The sequence below is a fragment of the Cellvibrio sp. UBA7671 genome, from assembly GCA_002483145.1.
Taxonomy (GTDB): Bacteria; Pseudomonadota; Gammaproteobacteria; order Pseudomonadales; family Cellvibrionaceae; genus Cellvibrio; species Cellvibrio fibrivorans.
Genome location: DLHJ01000014.1, coordinates 348,833 through 364,683 on the forward strand (window position 1 = coordinate 348,833; position 15,851 = coordinate 364,683).

14 protein-coding genes are annotated in these 15,851 nt (G+C 46.6%); 6 read left to right on the plus strand and 8 right to left on the minus strand.

Annotation, left to right across the window (positions count from 1 at the left end; genetic code table 11):
• Nucleotides 1-507, minus strand: a complete 507-nt coding sequence (locus tag B4E62_RS13255) for a hypothetical protein (RefSeq protein ID WP_331352378.1) — start codon at nucleotides 505-507, stop codon at nucleotides 1-3.
• A gap of 506 nt (nucleotides 508-1,013) precedes the next feature.
• Here B4E62_RS13255 and B4E62_RS13260 point away from each other — a divergent pair.
• The 3 genes from B4E62_RS13260 to B4E62_RS13270 are packed head-to-tail and all read left to right on the plus strand — an operon-like array spanning nucleotide 1,014 to nucleotide 6,384.
• Nucleotides 1,014-4,760, plus strand: a complete 3,747-nt coding sequence (locus B4E62_RS13260) for a PAS domain S-box protein (RefSeq protein WP_331352678.1) — start codon at nucleotides 1,014-1,016, stop codon at nucleotides 4,758-4,760.
• Nucleotides 4,757-5,599, plus strand: a complete 843-nt coding sequence (locus tag B4E62_RS13265; protein ID WP_310070586.1) for a response regulator — start codon at nucleotides 4,757-4,759, stop codon at nucleotides 5,597-5,599. The genes B4E62_RS13260 and B4E62_RS13265 overlap by 4 nt, the downstream gene beginning before the upstream one ends.
• A 56-nt stretch (nucleotides 5,600-5,655) precedes the next feature.
• A complete protein-coding gene (locus tag B4E62_RS13270; protein ID WP_331352379.1) occupies nucleotides 5,656-6,384 on the plus strand; it encodes a Crp/Fnr family transcriptional regulator in 729 nt (242 codons plus the stop codon).
• 81 nt (nucleotides 6,385-6,465) lie between these two features.
• Here the strand turns inward: B4E62_RS13270 and B4E62_RS13275 are convergent, their stop codons facing one another.
• From B4E62_RS13275 to B4E62_RS13290, 4 genes are all read right to left on the minus strand, one after another.
• Nucleotides 6,466-7,083 carry a dUTP diphosphatase gene (locus tag B4E62_RS13275; protein WP_331352380.1) on the minus strand — a complete coding sequence of 206 codons (618 nt, stop codon included), beginning with the start codon at nucleotides 7,081-7,083 and terminating at the stop codon, nucleotides 6,466-6,468.
• 61 nt (nucleotides 7,084-7,144) lie between these two features.
• Nucleotides 7,145-7,936, minus strand: a complete 792-nt coding sequence (locus B4E62_RS13280) for a TatD family hydrolase (RefSeq protein WP_331352381.1) — start codon at nucleotides 7,934-7,936, stop codon at nucleotides 7,145-7,147.
• Between the two features lie 106 nt (nucleotides 7,937-8,042).
• Nucleotides 8,043-8,396 (minus strand): PilZ domain-containing protein, encoded by a 354-nt coding sequence (locus tag B4E62_RS13285; protein ID WP_310070574.1) that lies wholly within the window; start codon nucleotides 8,394-8,396, stop codon nucleotides 8,043-8,045.
• Nucleotides 8,397-8,466: 70 nt separating this feature from the next.
• Nucleotides 8,467-9,492 (minus strand): DNA polymerase III subunit delta', encoded by a 1,026-nt coding sequence (locus B4E62_RS13290; protein ID WP_331352382.1) that lies wholly within the window; start codon nucleotides 9,490-9,492, stop codon nucleotides 8,467-8,469.
• Nucleotides 9,493-9,587: 95 nt separating this feature from the next.
• Here B4E62_RS13290 and B4E62_RS13295 point away from each other — a divergent pair, with 95 nt between their 5' ends.
• The gene (locus tag B4E62_RS13295; protein ID WP_331352383.1) at nucleotides 9,588-10,226 is read left to right on the plus strand and encodes a pseudouridine synthase; all 639 of its coding nucleotides are present in this window, start codon (nucleotides 9,588-9,590) and stop codon (nucleotides 10,224-10,226) included.
• Here B4E62_RS13295 and tmk read toward each other — a convergent pair.
• Entirely contained in the window at nucleotides 10,223-10,846 is a 624-nt protein-coding gene (tmk, locus tag B4E62_RS13300; RefSeq protein ID WP_310070565.1) for a dTMP kinase, read from the minus strand. The genes B4E62_RS13295 and tmk overlap by 4 nt on opposite strands.
• A 121-nt stretch (nucleotides 10,847-10,967) precedes the next feature.
• On the opposite strand from tmk, the gene B4E62_RS13305 reads away from it, so the two are divergent.
• Together B4E62_RS13305 and B4E62_RS13310 are read left to right on the plus strand one after the other, a co-directional pair.
• Nucleotides 10,968-11,462: a peptidylprolyl isomerase gene (locus B4E62_RS13305; RefSeq protein WP_331352384.1), complete on the plus strand. Its 495-nt coding sequence runs from the start codon at nucleotides 10,968-10,970 to the stop codon at nucleotides 11,460-11,462.
• A gap of 1 nt (nucleotide 11,463) precedes the next feature.
• On the plus strand, nucleotides 11,464-12,186 hold the full coding sequence (locus B4E62_RS13310) for a UDP-2,3-diacylglucosamine diphosphatase (RefSeq protein WP_331352385.1): 723 nt from the start codon (nucleotides 11,464-11,466) through the stop codon (nucleotides 12,184-12,186).
• An 8-nt stretch (nucleotides 12,187-12,194) separates the two neighbouring features.
• Here B4E62_RS13310 and B4E62_RS13315 read toward each other — a convergent pair whose 3' ends face one another.
• Nucleotides 12,195-12,593, minus strand: a complete 399-nt coding sequence (locus B4E62_RS13315) for a LiaF transmembrane domain-containing protein (protein ID WP_331352386.1) — start codon at nucleotides 12,591-12,593, stop codon at nucleotides 12,195-12,197.
• A 164-nt stretch (nucleotides 12,594-12,757) separates the two neighbouring features.
• On the minus strand, nucleotides 12,758-15,232 hold the full coding sequence (locus B4E62_RS13320) for a glycoside hydrolase family 9 protein (RefSeq protein ID WP_331352387.1): 2,475 nt from the start codon (nucleotides 15,230-15,232) through the stop codon (nucleotides 12,758-12,760).
• Between the last annotated feature and the right edge of the window lie 619 nt (nucleotides 15,233-15,851).

Below are 15,851 nucleotides of genomic sequence, written 5' to 3' on the forward strand. Positions count from 1 at the left end.
TTACTTTGCTTCAGTGTAATCGCCTACTGCATCCTTGAAAATTTTCCCGGCAGTCTCTGTCTCTTCAATCGACAAAGTTTCAACTACCACCACCAGACTTCCACTAACTATTGCATCGTGAACCAATTCGGACAAAGGTTTTACTTTTTCCGCAGCACCCACACTTGCTCCCACCAATCCACCAATACTCGCTCCCCAACCCAACATAACCAACGGACCGATTAATGGGCTGGCAACAAATAACGTCACATTTGCAGCAACCATTGCCGCAGTCAATAAAGCACCCACTCCTGTTCCTACAGCCGTTCCGATAGCACCATCAACAACAATGTCTTTTAAAACCCCTTCGCTACTGTCAGTAGCCGTGTGAGTAGGAGGCATGGAATCTTTGTCAAAAAGGTGGATGCGCACCAATGGCAAACCAGCAACTACCAGTTCTGATACCACCTTTTCCGCTTGATCGCGGTGCGCAAAAAAACCGGACACATAGTGATGATAAGTTTCCATTATCTTTCCCCTTTGATGAGAACCAAAAATGGCGGTTAATACATCATGGTACTCACCCACAAATGGACCCTCTGTGCGTTTACGTACTTATTAATAAATTATTTTCCAGAGCTATTTATTAAAAATTTGTTTAACTAACAATGTAACAGCCGCTGAAATAATGTGACCTGGATTCAAAACCAGCGAATATCTTCATACGAACTTTCCCAAAAAGGTGGATATGTTAGCTATCCAACAGACCGACACACGCAATAATCGGATTATCCGGCGGTTACAGGCATATCATCACAGCCGGATGGCTCTTCCAGAGCAACGTATAGCAACAACTATTACCCCCCCCCTTCAGCACAATGAGTCTATGACCGTGTAGTAGAGTAGATTTTATGAAAGCAAAAGTTACCCGCAAGAATATATTTTTACTCAGTACGCCTACGATTATTGTGGTGATTATTGCAGCCACATTATTTTGGTTTTTTGACCGGATGAAAGCAGCGGACAGGCTTCGCATGCAAACAACACTCGCTATAAATAGCGCCCAAAAGATTTTATCGCTACTTGTAGACTCTGAAATCGGAACTCGTGGATACATTTTGACCTATGACACTAAATTTCTGCAGCCCTATTTTGATACACGGGATAATATAAAAAAGGAAATAATGCGCTTGCGGAGTGCATCAAGCAGCACTGAAAGCATGGAACAAGTTGATAAGCTAACACCTATTATTGACGAGCAACTCGAATTTCTTTCAACCACTATTGCAGACACAGGCCAAATAGAATCAGGCGACCTGCTTCTCAGGTTTACCAATGGTGAAGGCACAGAGCTAATGAATAATCTCCGTGCCGTACTAAAAGAATATCAAGAGATTCAGAATAAGCTGCTTCAGCAATACAGAAGCGACCACCGCAAATATATGGGATATCTATTTGGATTTATCGTACTCGTCAGTGTTTTTATGTTGTTATTTGCCCAGGCATTTGCCTATGGAATTTATCGCAATATTCACCAGCGCTTAATGGATCTGGTCCATCTCGAAACAAAACGCTCCCTCGACAAACAAGAGGCAATGAATCAGCAACTGAATCTTGCTTATATCACCGTGCAAGATAGCGAAAGAAAACTGGAGGTGACACTCAATTCAATCGCGGACGCAGTAATAGCTACCGATTGCAATGCATCGGTAACCTTGATGAACCACGTGGCTGAACAGCTAACGGCATCCACAATTGAAATGGCGGCTGGCAAATCAATTTGCGAATTTTTCCATCTCGTCAACAAAGAAACCCGTGAATCTGTACTAAATCCGGTATTGGAAACTCTGCTGCACGGCGTTGCCCAGGGTGCAAGCAATAACATACTCATTTTGCCCGATGGTACCGAATATAATATCTCCCATAGTTGTGCACCGATTCGCGACCGCGATGGCCAGGTTATCGGTGCCGTATTAGTATTTCGTAATATCACTGCAGAAAACGCCGCGCAACAAGCCCTCCTTGACAGTACTGAACGGATCAAAACAATATTGGATACGGTGAGTGATGGCATAGTGACCTTTAATGCACGCACCCAGGTAATAGAAAGCGTTAATACCGCAACCGAGAAAATGTTTGGCTATAAAGCTGCTGAATTGGTTGGCCAAAAAATTAGCATCATTGTCCCCGAGTTAGATGGGACACCAGGTGCACTGGATTATTACAAAACATCGCTGGAAGAGCGCAGTAAAGGCATAGTTCGCGAAGTTATAGGGCAGCAAAAGGATGGACAATTCCTACCCATGGAAATTGCTGTCAATGAAATGCGTTTGGGCGGCCAACGCTATCTAGCCTGCGTATTGCGCAACATCACTGCACGTAAGCATGCTGAAGCCTTAATGCTCGAATCCGAATACCGCTACCGCAGCTTGTTTGAAACGATTGATGAAGGCTTCTGTGTTGCAGAAATTATTTACAAAAATGATCAACCCGTAGATCAGTTTTTTCTCGAAATCAATCCTTCTTTTGAAAAACACAGCAGCTTTAAAAATGCACAGGGTCGATATGTCAGTGAATTTATCCCCGATTTAGGCGCTGATCTATTTGCTGTTTATGATCAGGTGCTACAAACGGGTGAGCCAATCCGTTTCGAATACCAGGTTCCATCGCTCCAGCGTTGGTTTGATATATATACCTGCCGCTTGGGTAAACAAGGTAGCAAGAAGGTCGCTATTTTATTTACCGATGTCACACAACGAAAATTATCAGAACAGGCGTTACGCGAAAGTGATGAACGCGTTCGCTTGGCCACTGAGGCAACTGGCGTAGGCATTTGGGAATTGAATCTTGTCGATAATCGTATGCGTTGGGATAAGCAAATGTTCCGCATCTACGGTGTACAACCGACTCCCGATGGTATTGTAACGCGCGACCTCTGGCCACAACACTTGTTGCCTAATGACAGGATTGAACAAGAAGGCTGGGACAATGCTATTCACCTGCAAAAAGGAAGCACCCGGGAGTTTCGCATCAAACAAAGCGGCACTAATGCTATTCGACATATCCGCTCTGTTGAAACCTTGCGCACCGATTCGCAAGGCAAAGTAGAATCCATTGTCGGCACTAACCTCGATATCACCGAAATCAAACGCACTGAAGAAACATTGCGCGAAAGCGAGCGTCATTTGCGCGCCGTGATCAATGCACTACCTGTTGCTATTTACGCAACCGATGCCGAAGGCAGGTTAACGCACTTTAACCAAACCGCCGTGGAATTTTCCGGCTGCGAACCCGAATTGGGTAATGACAAATGGTGCAAGGGTTTACGGTTATTCCACCCCGACGGCTCCGCCATGCCTTATGAAGAATGCCCAATGGCAATTGCACTTAGAGAGGGGCGAGCTCTATTCGGTGTAGAAGCAATGGCCGAACGGCCAGACAAATCACGCGTCAACTTTGTCGCCCACCCTACCCCTCTGCGCGATACTGCTGGCAAGATTATCGGCGGCATCAATATGCTGATTGATATAAGCGAACGAAAACGGCTGGATCAGGTGCTGCTGGAAAATAATCTTGAACTGAATAAAGCCAAAAATCTTGCGGAAAAAGCCAACCGGGCAAAATCCGATTTTCTTTCCAACATGAGCCATGAACTGCGCACACCATTGAATGCCATTTTAGGATTTGCACAATTAATTGATGCCAGTAATCCACCACCAACCCCGTCCCAAAAACGTAGCGTGCTACAAATACTGCAGGCGGGATGGTATCTACTGGATTTGATTAATGAAATTCTTGATCTTACGCTCATCGAGTCCGGTCGCCTTCCGCTATCCATGGAAATGGTTTCGCTTCCCGGCCTTATGCGGGAGTGCAAAGCCATGGTTGAACCGCAAGCACTTAACCGTAATATCGCGCTGAATTTCCCTGAATTTGATTCAGCATTTGTAGTAACCGCTGACAACACCCGATTAAAACAAGTGCTCATAAACCTCCTTTCCAATGCCATTAAATATAACCGCCCAAACGGCAAGGTAACCGTGACCTGCAAGGAATATCGACCGGGACGCGTGAAAATCAGTGTCGAAGATACCGGCGAGGGTTTATCACCCGAACAGCTTTCACAATTGTTTCAGCCGTTTAATCGCCTCGGGAAAGAAAATAGCAACGAGGAAGGTACAGGTATAGGGCTGGTGATGACCAAGCGCCTTATTAAACTGATGGGAGGAAAAATTTCCGTTGAAAGTAAAGTGGGGAAAGGCACCATCTTCAGTGTCGAACTGTTAATGGGAACAGAAAACCCTATGGTGATTGCTAACAGCGAAATCCCTCAAACGCCTAAGCTTCACCCCATAAAGAATGGCGCAACAAAATATACTCTCCTTTATGTAGAAGATAATCCAGCCAACTTAACCTTAGTGGAAGACATAATGGAATCGCGAACAGATTTTCTTCTGCTCACCGCACGCGATGGATTTGCAGGAGTCGAACAGGCGCGCTTGGCTCAGCCCGATTTAATATTAATGGATATTAATTTGCCTGGCATGAATGGTACGGAAGCGTTAAAAATTCTCTCTAAGGATCCTTTAACCAAGCATATTCCAGTGATTGCACTTAGCGCCAACGCAATTCCCCATGACATTGAAAAAGGCCTTGCGGCAGGCTTTTTTCGCTACCTCACCAAGCCTATTCGAATTAATGAATTTACGAGCACACTTGATGCAGCGCTTGAGCTAACAGAAAAAAGAACAACCCAATTGAAAAAAGAGGAAAGAGCATGAAGCTAACAGAGCAAGACATTCTTAATGCCAGCATTCTGATTGTTGATGACCAACAAGCTAATGTTGCCCTTCTGGAAACCTTATTGAGTGAAGCAGGTTATACCAATGTCAGCGCTACGATGAATCCACTAGAAGTAGGATCACTCTACCGAAAACACCATTACGATTTAATCTTGCTTGATCTGCAAATGCCTGAGATGGACGGATTCCAAGTAATGGAATGTCTTAAAGCCAATATGCAAAACGATTATTTACCCGTGATTGTATTAACTGCACAACCTGGCCACAAATTGCGGGCATTACAATGCGGAGCAAAAGACTTTATCAGTAAACCCATTGATGTAGTTGAAGTTAAAACACGCATTCACAATATGCTGGAAGTACGCTTGCTATACAAAAAACTAGAAAACTACAACAAATTACTGGAAGAAACCGTACAGGAACGCACAGCAGAATTGCGTGAAAGCGAAGCGCGTTTTCGCAGTCTGACCGAACTGGCATCAGATTGGTATTGGGAGCAGGATGAAAATGGAAAGTTTACGAGAGTGTCAGGCCCCGTATTGGAGATGTTGGGACTTCAGGTAGATTCTTTTACTGACAACAACACGCTAACCAGCGCGAACAACAGTAACGAAGCATCAGGTTGGGATGAAAACGAACGCAAAGAGCTTCAAGACATTATCGCCGCACGCCAACCTTTTATTGATTTTTCTTTCAGCCGTACAACCCCTTCCGGAAATAGAAACTTTTACCGCGTAAGCGGCACGCCCATTTTTGATCACTCAAGCCGTTTTATTGGTTATCGCGGGATCGGAATTCAATGCAAAGAAATGCCGTAATGCCAATGAGTTATTTCAATTTAAACGCCGCTTCATTTAACGAGAAAGGAATGCCTATGCCTAAAAATATTGCCGTAGAAAATCAAACCCCGGAAAAAAATTATATTCTTGCGAAGCTAGGCCGCACTGAAACTGATCGGCTAATAAAACATCTCGAACCAGTGAACTTAAAATTGGGGGATGTAATTTATGGACCAAACCAACACATTAGCCATGCCTATTTCCCGACGACAAGTATCATTTCATTACAATACATAATGGACACGGGAGCCTGCGCCGAGGCCGCTGAAGTTGGCAATGAAGGAATGTTGGGATTGCCAATCCTCTTAGGCGGTAGTGTCACACCCAATACTGCAATAGTTCAAACTGCCGGGCACGCTTACCGGCTGGATCAACACATATTAAAAGCAGAATTTAATTCCGCTGGAATAATGCAGCGGCTCTTGCTGCGATATACCCAAGCAGTGATGACACAGATGTTCCAGACCGCCGCGTGTAATCGCCACCACACCATTGAACAACAGCTGTGCCGCTGGCTGCTCTTAACCGTTGATCGCATTCCATCAGGAGAATTATTAATGACGCAGGAGTTAGTGGCGAATATGCTCGGCGTGCGCCGCGAAAGTATTACGGAAGCCGCAAAAGGCCTGCAAGATGCCGGTTGTATACGTTATCGGCGTGGTCACATATCCGTATTGGACCGGCCAAAATTGGAGCGCTGTGTGTGCGAATGCTATTCAGTAGTTAAAGAAGAATTTATTCGGCTGATGTCCAGTATTAACTAACAAGTGAGGCCATATCCCTATCTCCCACTCCCAGCCCCTCAACTGCTCATTCCACTCTTAATCACTCCCCTGCAAGATCAATCACATCGAATAACGCTTCACCAGGGCCGCATACAATTCGTCTTTAAATTCCGGTCTGGTTGTATCAAGGCTTTGCACAGCCTCAACCAAATGCTCGTTATCTTCGCGACCATCGTGCCAATGCTTGCGGTAACTGCCGTCTTTATAACCGTGATCCTGACGGAAGAAATTCAGTACATTCTTACCAACATAACCGCGATAGAGTTGCTCAAAACTCATATCGATACCCGCCATTAAACGCGCAAACAAGCCAAGATGGAATTGGCGGTCACCCAGGGTTGCAGCAGCAAATTTTTCCAAGTCCAGACGGAAGTCTTGTTCATCTGTAGCAATCACTAATTCATTTTGGATTTTCGCAATAATTTCTTCGAGCGACGCACCTGATTGTAATTGGATACTTAAACCAAAGTGCCAGATATCGATTAATTCGAGTGCAACCTGTTCGGTGTCGGGTGATTGCTTTTTCCACCATTTCCAACCGTAATGATCCAGCAACTCAGCACATTCAACCCAGATGGCGCGATACCATTCATAACCTTGTTGTTTCCAATTAGCGTTGACTTTGGTGTTCATCGCATCCTGTAATTCGAGCATAATTTTGATTTGTTGGGCGTTCATTGTAGGACCTTACTTGTAGGGGTTAGATTTTTTTTGGGCGCAGCAAGCAGCGCCCCTACATTTAGATTGGGAGATATTGTTTTGCTTTGCTGAATAAACGATAAAAATTTTCCGTCGTATTTTCAGCAAGTTCTTCTAGAGGAATCCCGCGCACATCCGCAACAAACTGAGCAACTTCGCGCACGTACTTTGGTTCGTTAGGTTTACCACGATAAGGAATTGGGGCGAGGTAAGGAGAATCCGTTTCTACCAACAAACGATCTATCGGCATATTGCGCACCACATCGCGGATTTGTTCGGCGGTTTTAAACGTGACGATACCAGAAATCGAAATGTAGTAATTCAAATCCAGCGCAGCTTTCGCCATATCCCAGTCTTCAGTAAAACAATGCAATACGCCGCTGTGCTCGAGGCTGCCGTGCTCCTTTATCAACGCGAGCGTGTCGGCTTTGGCTTCACGGGTATGCACAACCACGGGCAAGCCAATTTGTTTACCCACGTTTAAATGCAGTGCAAAACTTTCGTGTTGGATATCTTTGCTTTCAGTTTCGTAGTGATAGTCCAAGCCCGTTTCACCCAGCGCAACCACCTTGGGTTGCGATGCCCAATTGATTAATTGCTCTGCGGTTGCAGCGCCCTCTTTCACATCGCACGGATGAACCCCTACAGAGGCAACCACACGGGGATGGGCTTGCGCAATATCAATCACTGTTTGGATATTTTCCAAACTAATACCGATGCACAACATTTGCTGGATACCACGCTCATGGGCAGCGGCAATGGCAGCGCTCAAGTCGCCGTCGTAGGGATCGAGCTTGATTCGATCGAGGTGGCAATGGGAGTCGATTAACATGGGCACATCCAATAACAAGAGCAAAAATAAAAAGCAGAAACAACAAAGCCAGGCATAACCTGGCTTCACGGAAACTCAGTGGGGCGATTTTACACGTTATAAGATACTACATGGTATGTGTGGGCTTATCAGAACTGAGCATGCCAGCCAGATAGGTTTCTATTTTGTTGATCGCGGTGTTGTCCTGATCGCTAAACTGTACACCTATCCCCGCCGCGCGATTGCCCTGGGCTCCCTTCGGGGTTACCCAAACCACTTTTCCCGCCACCGGGATTTTTTCCGGCTCGTCCATCAGGCTCAACAACATAAATACTTCATCGCCCAACTTGTAGCTTTTATTGGTAGGAATAAACATGCCGCCATTTTTTACAAAGGGCATATAGGCTGCATAGAGAACAGCTTTGTCTTTAATCGTTAGAGAAAGTATGCCATTACGGGCACCACCGCCAATCGGTTGCATAACAGATCCTGAATTGTTGTTTTGTCAGATCACAGGCTTAATAAGGCCGAAACACTAATAGATTAGCTCACTAGTGTCCAGACGCCATTGCGCGATTCGTGCTCGCGCGCAACAAAGCGCCCCAATCGAGCAATAATTCCTCTAATAACAATTGCTTATTGGGATTTGACCCGCTCAACAATTGCTTTTTGGAGAGCAGGATTTTTTCAATATAGCGATGCAGCAACGGCAAGTTAAGGTTACTCAAGCGCTCGCGCCATTCAACCGGCGCCTGCTCCATTTGCGCATCTTCACCGCCCACTCGCCAGCGCGCGATGCTGTGCAACAAGCCGAGAAACCATTCCATAAAGCCATGCACATCGCCGCTGTGCCACTGAGCGGCCAACTCAATCGCCGATATTTGCCCGAGACTCAAGCGCACAAATTGCTGTAGCACTTGCTCGCGCTGCTCCAGTGCATCACCCTGCAACAACGCCAATGCAGTGAGCGGTGCCCCGCGCGCAGCAACCAATAAGGTATCTGCCTTAGCATTACTTCCCGCTAGCAACGGCGACAACCAATGCAATACTTGTTCAGCGCGCGGCATCGGAAACTTGCGTAGTTGGCAGCGACTGCGAATGGTGGGTAGCACCGAACTTGGGCTGTGAGTGACAAGCACCAGCAACGTATTAGCCGCAGGTTCTTCAAGCGATTTCAACAGCGCATTAGCAGAGTTGCCGTTCATGGCCTCAGCCGGTTCGATAATCACCACTTTGTAACCGCCCTGCTGCGCGGTTTTACTGAGCGATTCCGTCAGCTCTCGCACCTGATCCACTTTGATCGCCTTGCCCTCTTCTTCGGGCTCCAGCCATACCAGATCAGGATGGGTTTGTGATTTATTCAATTCGCAACCGCGGCACTTGCCGCAAGGGGTTCCTTCAATCGGCGCCTGGCACAACAACAACTGCGCCAGTGCATCAGCCAAGTGGCGCTTACCGATTCCCTTAGGACCAGCAATCATCATGGCGTGAGGTAATTTTTTAGCGGCCATCTGCTGCAGCAACTGCTGCCACTCGCTGAGCTGCCAAGGATATGGATGGATGGGAAAGTCGCTCATGAACTACTCGATTAGATCGCACTGAATAAAAGATTGGGCAAGCTTAGCAAATTTGCGATAATCCGCGCCCGCTTAATTCAGCTTCAGGCTTACCGATGACCGATTCCCAGCTCGACATTTTGTACCTCGACGAGGATTTACTCATCGCCAATAAACCCGCCGGCCTGCTCTGCGTACCGGGTAAAGGCCCGGATAAACAGGATTGCCTGTCCAATCGAGCACTGAAATTTAACCCCAACGCCCGAATTGTTCATCGCCTTGACCAAGGTACATCCGGCATTGTGATGTTCCCGCTCAATTATCTGACACTGAAAAATCTCACCCATATGTTTGAATCCCGCGCGATCCACAAGCGTTACGTCGCCGTGGTAGATGGATTAGTGGCGGACGATGAAGGTGAAATCAAACTGCCACTCATTTGCGACTGGCCCAATCGCCCGCTGCAGAAAGTATGCTTTGAAAGCGGCAAAGCGGCGCATACACGCTATCGGGTACTGGAAAGGGATTTGGAAAAGAAGGTAACCCGCGTTTTACTTGAGCCGGTAAGCGGCCGCACCCATCAACTGCGCGTCCATATGCTGAGCCTTGGCCACCCCATGCTGGGTGATGGACTCTACGCGCCGGAGAATGTACTCGCAAAAGCCCCGCGCCTATTACTGCATGCACAGGAACTCTGGTTAAATCACCCGATTACCGGCGTTGAAGTGCGCGTACAAGCAACACCGGATTTTTAACCGATCAGACTCGTCAACACCTGATCTATTTCAATCTGAACCTCGTCGAGCGTTTTGCCTGCATCAACCAACGCATAACGATTGGGCGCTGACTCTGCACGCTGGCGATAAGCCGCTCGCACGCGCTCAAAGAACACCACCGCCTCGCTTTCAAAGCGATCCAACTCACCGCGTTGGCGCGCACGGTTCAACCCCAGTTCGACATCAATATCGAGGATCAAGGTCAGATCCGGGCGCAAATCGCCCTGCACCAGTTGCTCGAGCTGCTCGATAATGGCTTTACTCAAGCCGCGCCCACCGCCCTGATACGCAAAGGTCGCATCGGTAAAACGATCACTTAACACCCAGGCACCTCGCGCGAGGGCCGGTTTTATCACCTGCGCCAAATGTTGCGCACGCGCGGCAAACACCAACAGCAGCTCAGCAGTTTCATCGAATGGCTCTTCACGCTTGCTAAGCAAAAGGCTGCGGATCTCCTCCGCCAGAGGCGTACCGCCTGGCTCCCGGGTGATTATCACCTCAATGCCGCGCCCGCGCAGCCAATCGGCCACAAAAGCCAAATTTGTGCTTTTTCCGACACCCTCGGTGCCTTCAATCGTCAGAAATTTACCGCGCTGCATAGATCTCTCTAATATTCTCTGCTGTTAAATTTAACTATTTACGCATTCCTTCCCCTTGGGGGAGCGCGTATCATACCGGCTTTTTCCAGCACCACCCTCTAAATCTCAAGGGAGATTCACCATGATTACATTACATACTAACTACGGCGATATCGTTATTGAATTGGATTTTGATAAAGCGCCCAAGACCGCTGCCAACTTCAAACAATATGTTGAAGAAGGTTTTTATAACGGCACTATTTTTCACCGCGTAATCGATGGCTTTATGGTGCAAGGCGGTGGTTTTACGGAAGACTTCCAACAAAAAGAAACCCGTGAAATGATTCAAAACGAAGCCGATAACGGTTTGCAAAACCTGACTGGCACCTTGGCTATGGCGCGCACCAATGATCCACACAGCGCGACTGCACAGTTTTTTATCAACGTAAAAGACAACAGCTTTCTGAATCACTCCGGCAAAAATGCATCAGGCTGGGGCTACTGTGTATTTGGCAAAGTCGTTGATGGTATGGACGTAGTCAACAAAATCAAAGGTGTCAAAACCGGCAGCAAAGGTTTCCATCAAGATGTACCAAAAGAAGCCGTGATTATTCAAAGCGCCACCATTGCAGAATAATATGCACACGCTGTTTATTTCGGATTTACATCTTCACGAATCACGCCCGCAAGTTACGCGGGCGTTTTTTCAATTTTTGCACACCCAAGCCGTTCACGCCGAAGCGCTCTATATTCTCGGCGATTTTTTTGATGCCTGGATTGGAGATGATGACAACTCAGAACTGGCGCAGGATGTTGCCAATGGATTGCACAAGCTACGTGAGCTAGGTGTTGCAATTTATTTTATGCATGGCAACCGCGATTTTTTATTGGGTGCGACCTATGCTAAAAAAGCCGGAATGGAATTAATCCCCGACGGAATAACTATCGATTTATATGGCACGCCTACATTATTAATGCACGGCGATAGCTTGTGCACTGACGATGTCGAGTACCAACAATTTCGTGCAATGGTGCGCAGCCCGCAATGGCAACAACAAATCCTTGCGCAGCCAATTGCAGCACGCCGCGCTCTTGCCGCACAAATGCGTGCAAAAAGCCAAAGTATGAACAGCCTAAAAGCAGACGATATTATGGATGTATCGCCCGCCGAAGTTTTAGCACAAATGGAAGGTGCGGGAGTAACACGCATGATTCATGGCCACACCCATCGCCCTGCACGTCATCAGCTGGTTATCGCTGGAAAACCAGCTGAACGCATTGTACTTGGCGATTGGCATGAGGCAGGCTGGTGCATCAAAGCGGATCAAAACAGTATTGAATTAATCGACTGGAAAATTTAACTCATTACTTAATCACGGTTGCGACTCGTCATCATATAAAGCCCACCAATAATCACAAAAATCGGCCACCAGGTCCCAAATGAAAGATCGAGCAAAAACATCATGGCAATAAAAATAATCGCCCCCGCTGACACCAATGAATTGGCAACAGCGGCACCGAAACCCTCTTTGCGATAAAAACTGAACGCTTGCTGCAATGGCCCGATAGCCGCCAACAAAATAAAAAACGCCCACCAATTGTGAAAATCCAAAAAGAACAACTCAAAGCCAAGATTGCGCGCCAACAATAAGCCGCCGATTACAACAATCGCCAAACCTAGCGGCCAATTGCTAGACGCAGGCTTAGTGCCTTTGATCGGGGCCGGGGTTGGATGCGGGGATAAATTATTATCGTCAGGGCTAGACATAACAAACTCCATATTGGTTAGGGTGCCTTTTTAGACATCATAAACCAGAAATTGGGTTCACACATCCCGCACTTAATTGCGGACGTCCGCAGAAATGATTACCGCCAAGTAAAAAGCCCCACCAGTAGGTGAGGCTTTCCCGGATAGAACAACCAACAATCCAACTATTCTTTCAAAACATCTTCCGCTGCATTCACCAAAAAGATGTAACTCGCCGCAAGGTTAACCACGTATTCGTTCTCCCCCCAGAAGAACGGCCAGTCTTCGTGATTTTCTGGATAGTCCGGCTTTAACACCAAAATACCGGGAACAATACCGCCAGAGATAAACGAGAAGTCAGCGCGGTTCATTCCATATGCCACTTCTTTGGAGCGGGTTCCTACGTTTGATACCAACGACAAATTGTGCGCAGGGTGAGTTCCATAAAGGAAATTCAAACCTTGCAACACAGACTCACGACTCACCAATTCAGGAAACGCTTTGTGAATATAATAGTTGTTGGTTGCGTGGCGAATCACCCAACCACTGCCCGCCCAACCGCCTTCGGTGATGGGAACACCAAAAGGATTTTTTGCTTGAGTCGCAGCAAGTTCAGTTTGATAAATTTGCGCTTTACTTTTTAGTTGCTGTTTGAAATCTGCATCCATATACGGGATAGCGCGAATAAACCAGGAAGCATTGCCACCAAAGTCCACTTCAGTTGCCAGTTTTTTAACCGCTTGTGCATACTTTGCTTCACCAGTAGTGATCAACAACTCAGTCGCCGCTTTGAGTTGTTCATGCTCAAGTTTTCCACCAGTTGTGTTGCCATGCTTGAACGAATCCGGCTTCGCTTTTGCGGCCTCTTCCGCCCACACTTTTTTTGCGGTTGCCAAACATTCTTTAGCAAGTTCATCATTGAATCCGGTTAATGCCCTACTAGCCGCAGCAAGCGCAGCAGCAGAACCGTAATTCAATGACGAGGACTTGCTGGTAAATGCCCAGCGGTCATCAAATTTGCCACTTTTAAAACCATCAGTTTCCATTTCACCCATTTTTTTATCGTAAATTAAATTATCCGTCTTAGTGATTCCATCTCCCAAATGGTGATACTGATCAATATGCGCCTCTACAATACCGGGAATTGCATGGCCCACAGCGCGATGCTGCGCAATTAACGCAAGCGTTCCGTGTTCGATTTGTTGCAACACGTCGGGCTTGCCATCTGCCGTGTGCAGATCAACAAATTTGCGCGCGTAGTCCACGCTGGTTGTATCACGTTTCAAACTAAAGGTTTCCCACGCAGTCACCAAAGTATTCACCACATCGTATTGGGTCTGCGTACGGATGTCGTAATCACCTGCGTCATACCAGCCGCCGATATTTAAACCGGGAATATGTTCGCCCGGTTTATAAGGTGTATCAGTTGTCGGCCCCTGCGCATACAAATCAAAATGTTCGATATTTACTGGCGCTTGCAAAGCATCATCAAGATGGGATGCACCATGCCAAATACGATAGGATTCGTTGATCGTCATATGATCCATTTGCACCGGCAAATACATATCCAGCGTTGGATGCCATGCGGCTTGGTAAACCGCTTTATCAATGCGGAAACTGTGGGTCTCCTGATCACCATAAGTGATTGTATACAATCCCGGCGTTTGAATTTTACTGAAATCAAATTGGCGATATTCGTAGCGCAAATATTTGCCCCAGCTTTCGGGTTTTTCACTCAATACTGTTTTACGGGTGCCATCGGCATTAATTTTTATCAAGCTCGCCTTCTGGATTTTTTTATCGCGCGCATCCAACTCAATGACGGCGATTTTTTTCTGCGCTGGGTGATAGCCCACCTGCGAATGCGCAATCATAGGTTTGCGAATCCAGTTTTTTACCGTCGCCGCATCGATTTGCCACTCAATTACCGCGCCGGTTTTATTCGCCGGAATTTTGCTGCGCACCACAAACCAGCCGTTTTGCGCCTTGCCACGACCATCATAAAGTTCGAGCGGTGCGCTCGCAGAACGAATGCTCACACGACGCTCGTTATCTTCCGGAGCAAATACCAAATGCTGCCCTTGCGCGAGCGCAATGGGATCAGCTTTACCATTAATTTCTTTTAGACCTGTGGGATAAACCGGAAAGCCGCCAGCAGTGTCATCCATCAAAAACGACTTATGGAAATAAGCCGCAGGCAAAAACTCCAAATTAAAACCGGCTTTGCCTTCAAGGGATTTTGGTAGCGGTTTTGGCAAGTTAACTGTTAAACGCACGCCTGCCGCGTTTTTAGTAACTTTGATGGAGAAATCAAACTGCTCATCCGGATAATGCAGAAATGCCTCGATCGATTGATCTTCGCGATTCACTTTGCGCTCTTTGAACATGGGCGTCATATCCCACTGCTCCGGCGTCGCATTCAAACGCACATCACCGTTAGTAACCGTGCGCTCACCGTGATGAATTAATTCCACCCCACTGGTTTTGGAATCGCTAAAAAGCCCGTCATACCAATTGCTAAACACCAGCACATTCAAGCCGGGCTTTTCGAAATAATCTTTATCGTTAAGGGTGAGATCGTCTTTTGCCTGGGCAGGCAAGGCGAGAGAAACAAACAAAACAGCGAGCAAACCCCGCCATTGACCGAGTTGATATGCCATGTACATCTCCAGGTTATTATTAGTGCAGACTTATAGTCTAGATGAACATAACATACTGGTATACGAGATTTACACTTAATAACGGAGGTTTACGCTGAATAGAAAACCGACGGACTAGCAGCGAAGAACGAACTTCAATATGAAAACACGAACTAACAACTTTCTTTCCATGCCCGCCTTAGCTCTTCCATTAACTTAACCGACGCGTCGGACGAGGAGATCATCTTCATGCCATGCACTCTTACACACTTTTTATAAATATGAAGAGGAAAAAAATTCTTCCTTTTAATACGAATTCGAGACAGACCTTCTCTCCAACTGGTATCTATTTCCCTAATTTGGCTCCAAGGCACTTGATGTGTAACCAATCCTGGCAGCCAAGTATTGGGCACACAAACACCTTCTGAGGTTATCTGAATAAATAACAATTTCCGACTTGCAAAAAAATGCCAAATTAAATATGCCATCGCCGAGGACGAAATTAACCGGGCATTAACGCTGTTGGAAAAACTATCCCAGTTAAACACAGTGCCCAACCACATATAACCGACCAATGTGAGCAATATTAACTTATCCATAAACGTTGAGCGGTAAAGAAATTTAGTTTTATGCTCCATCG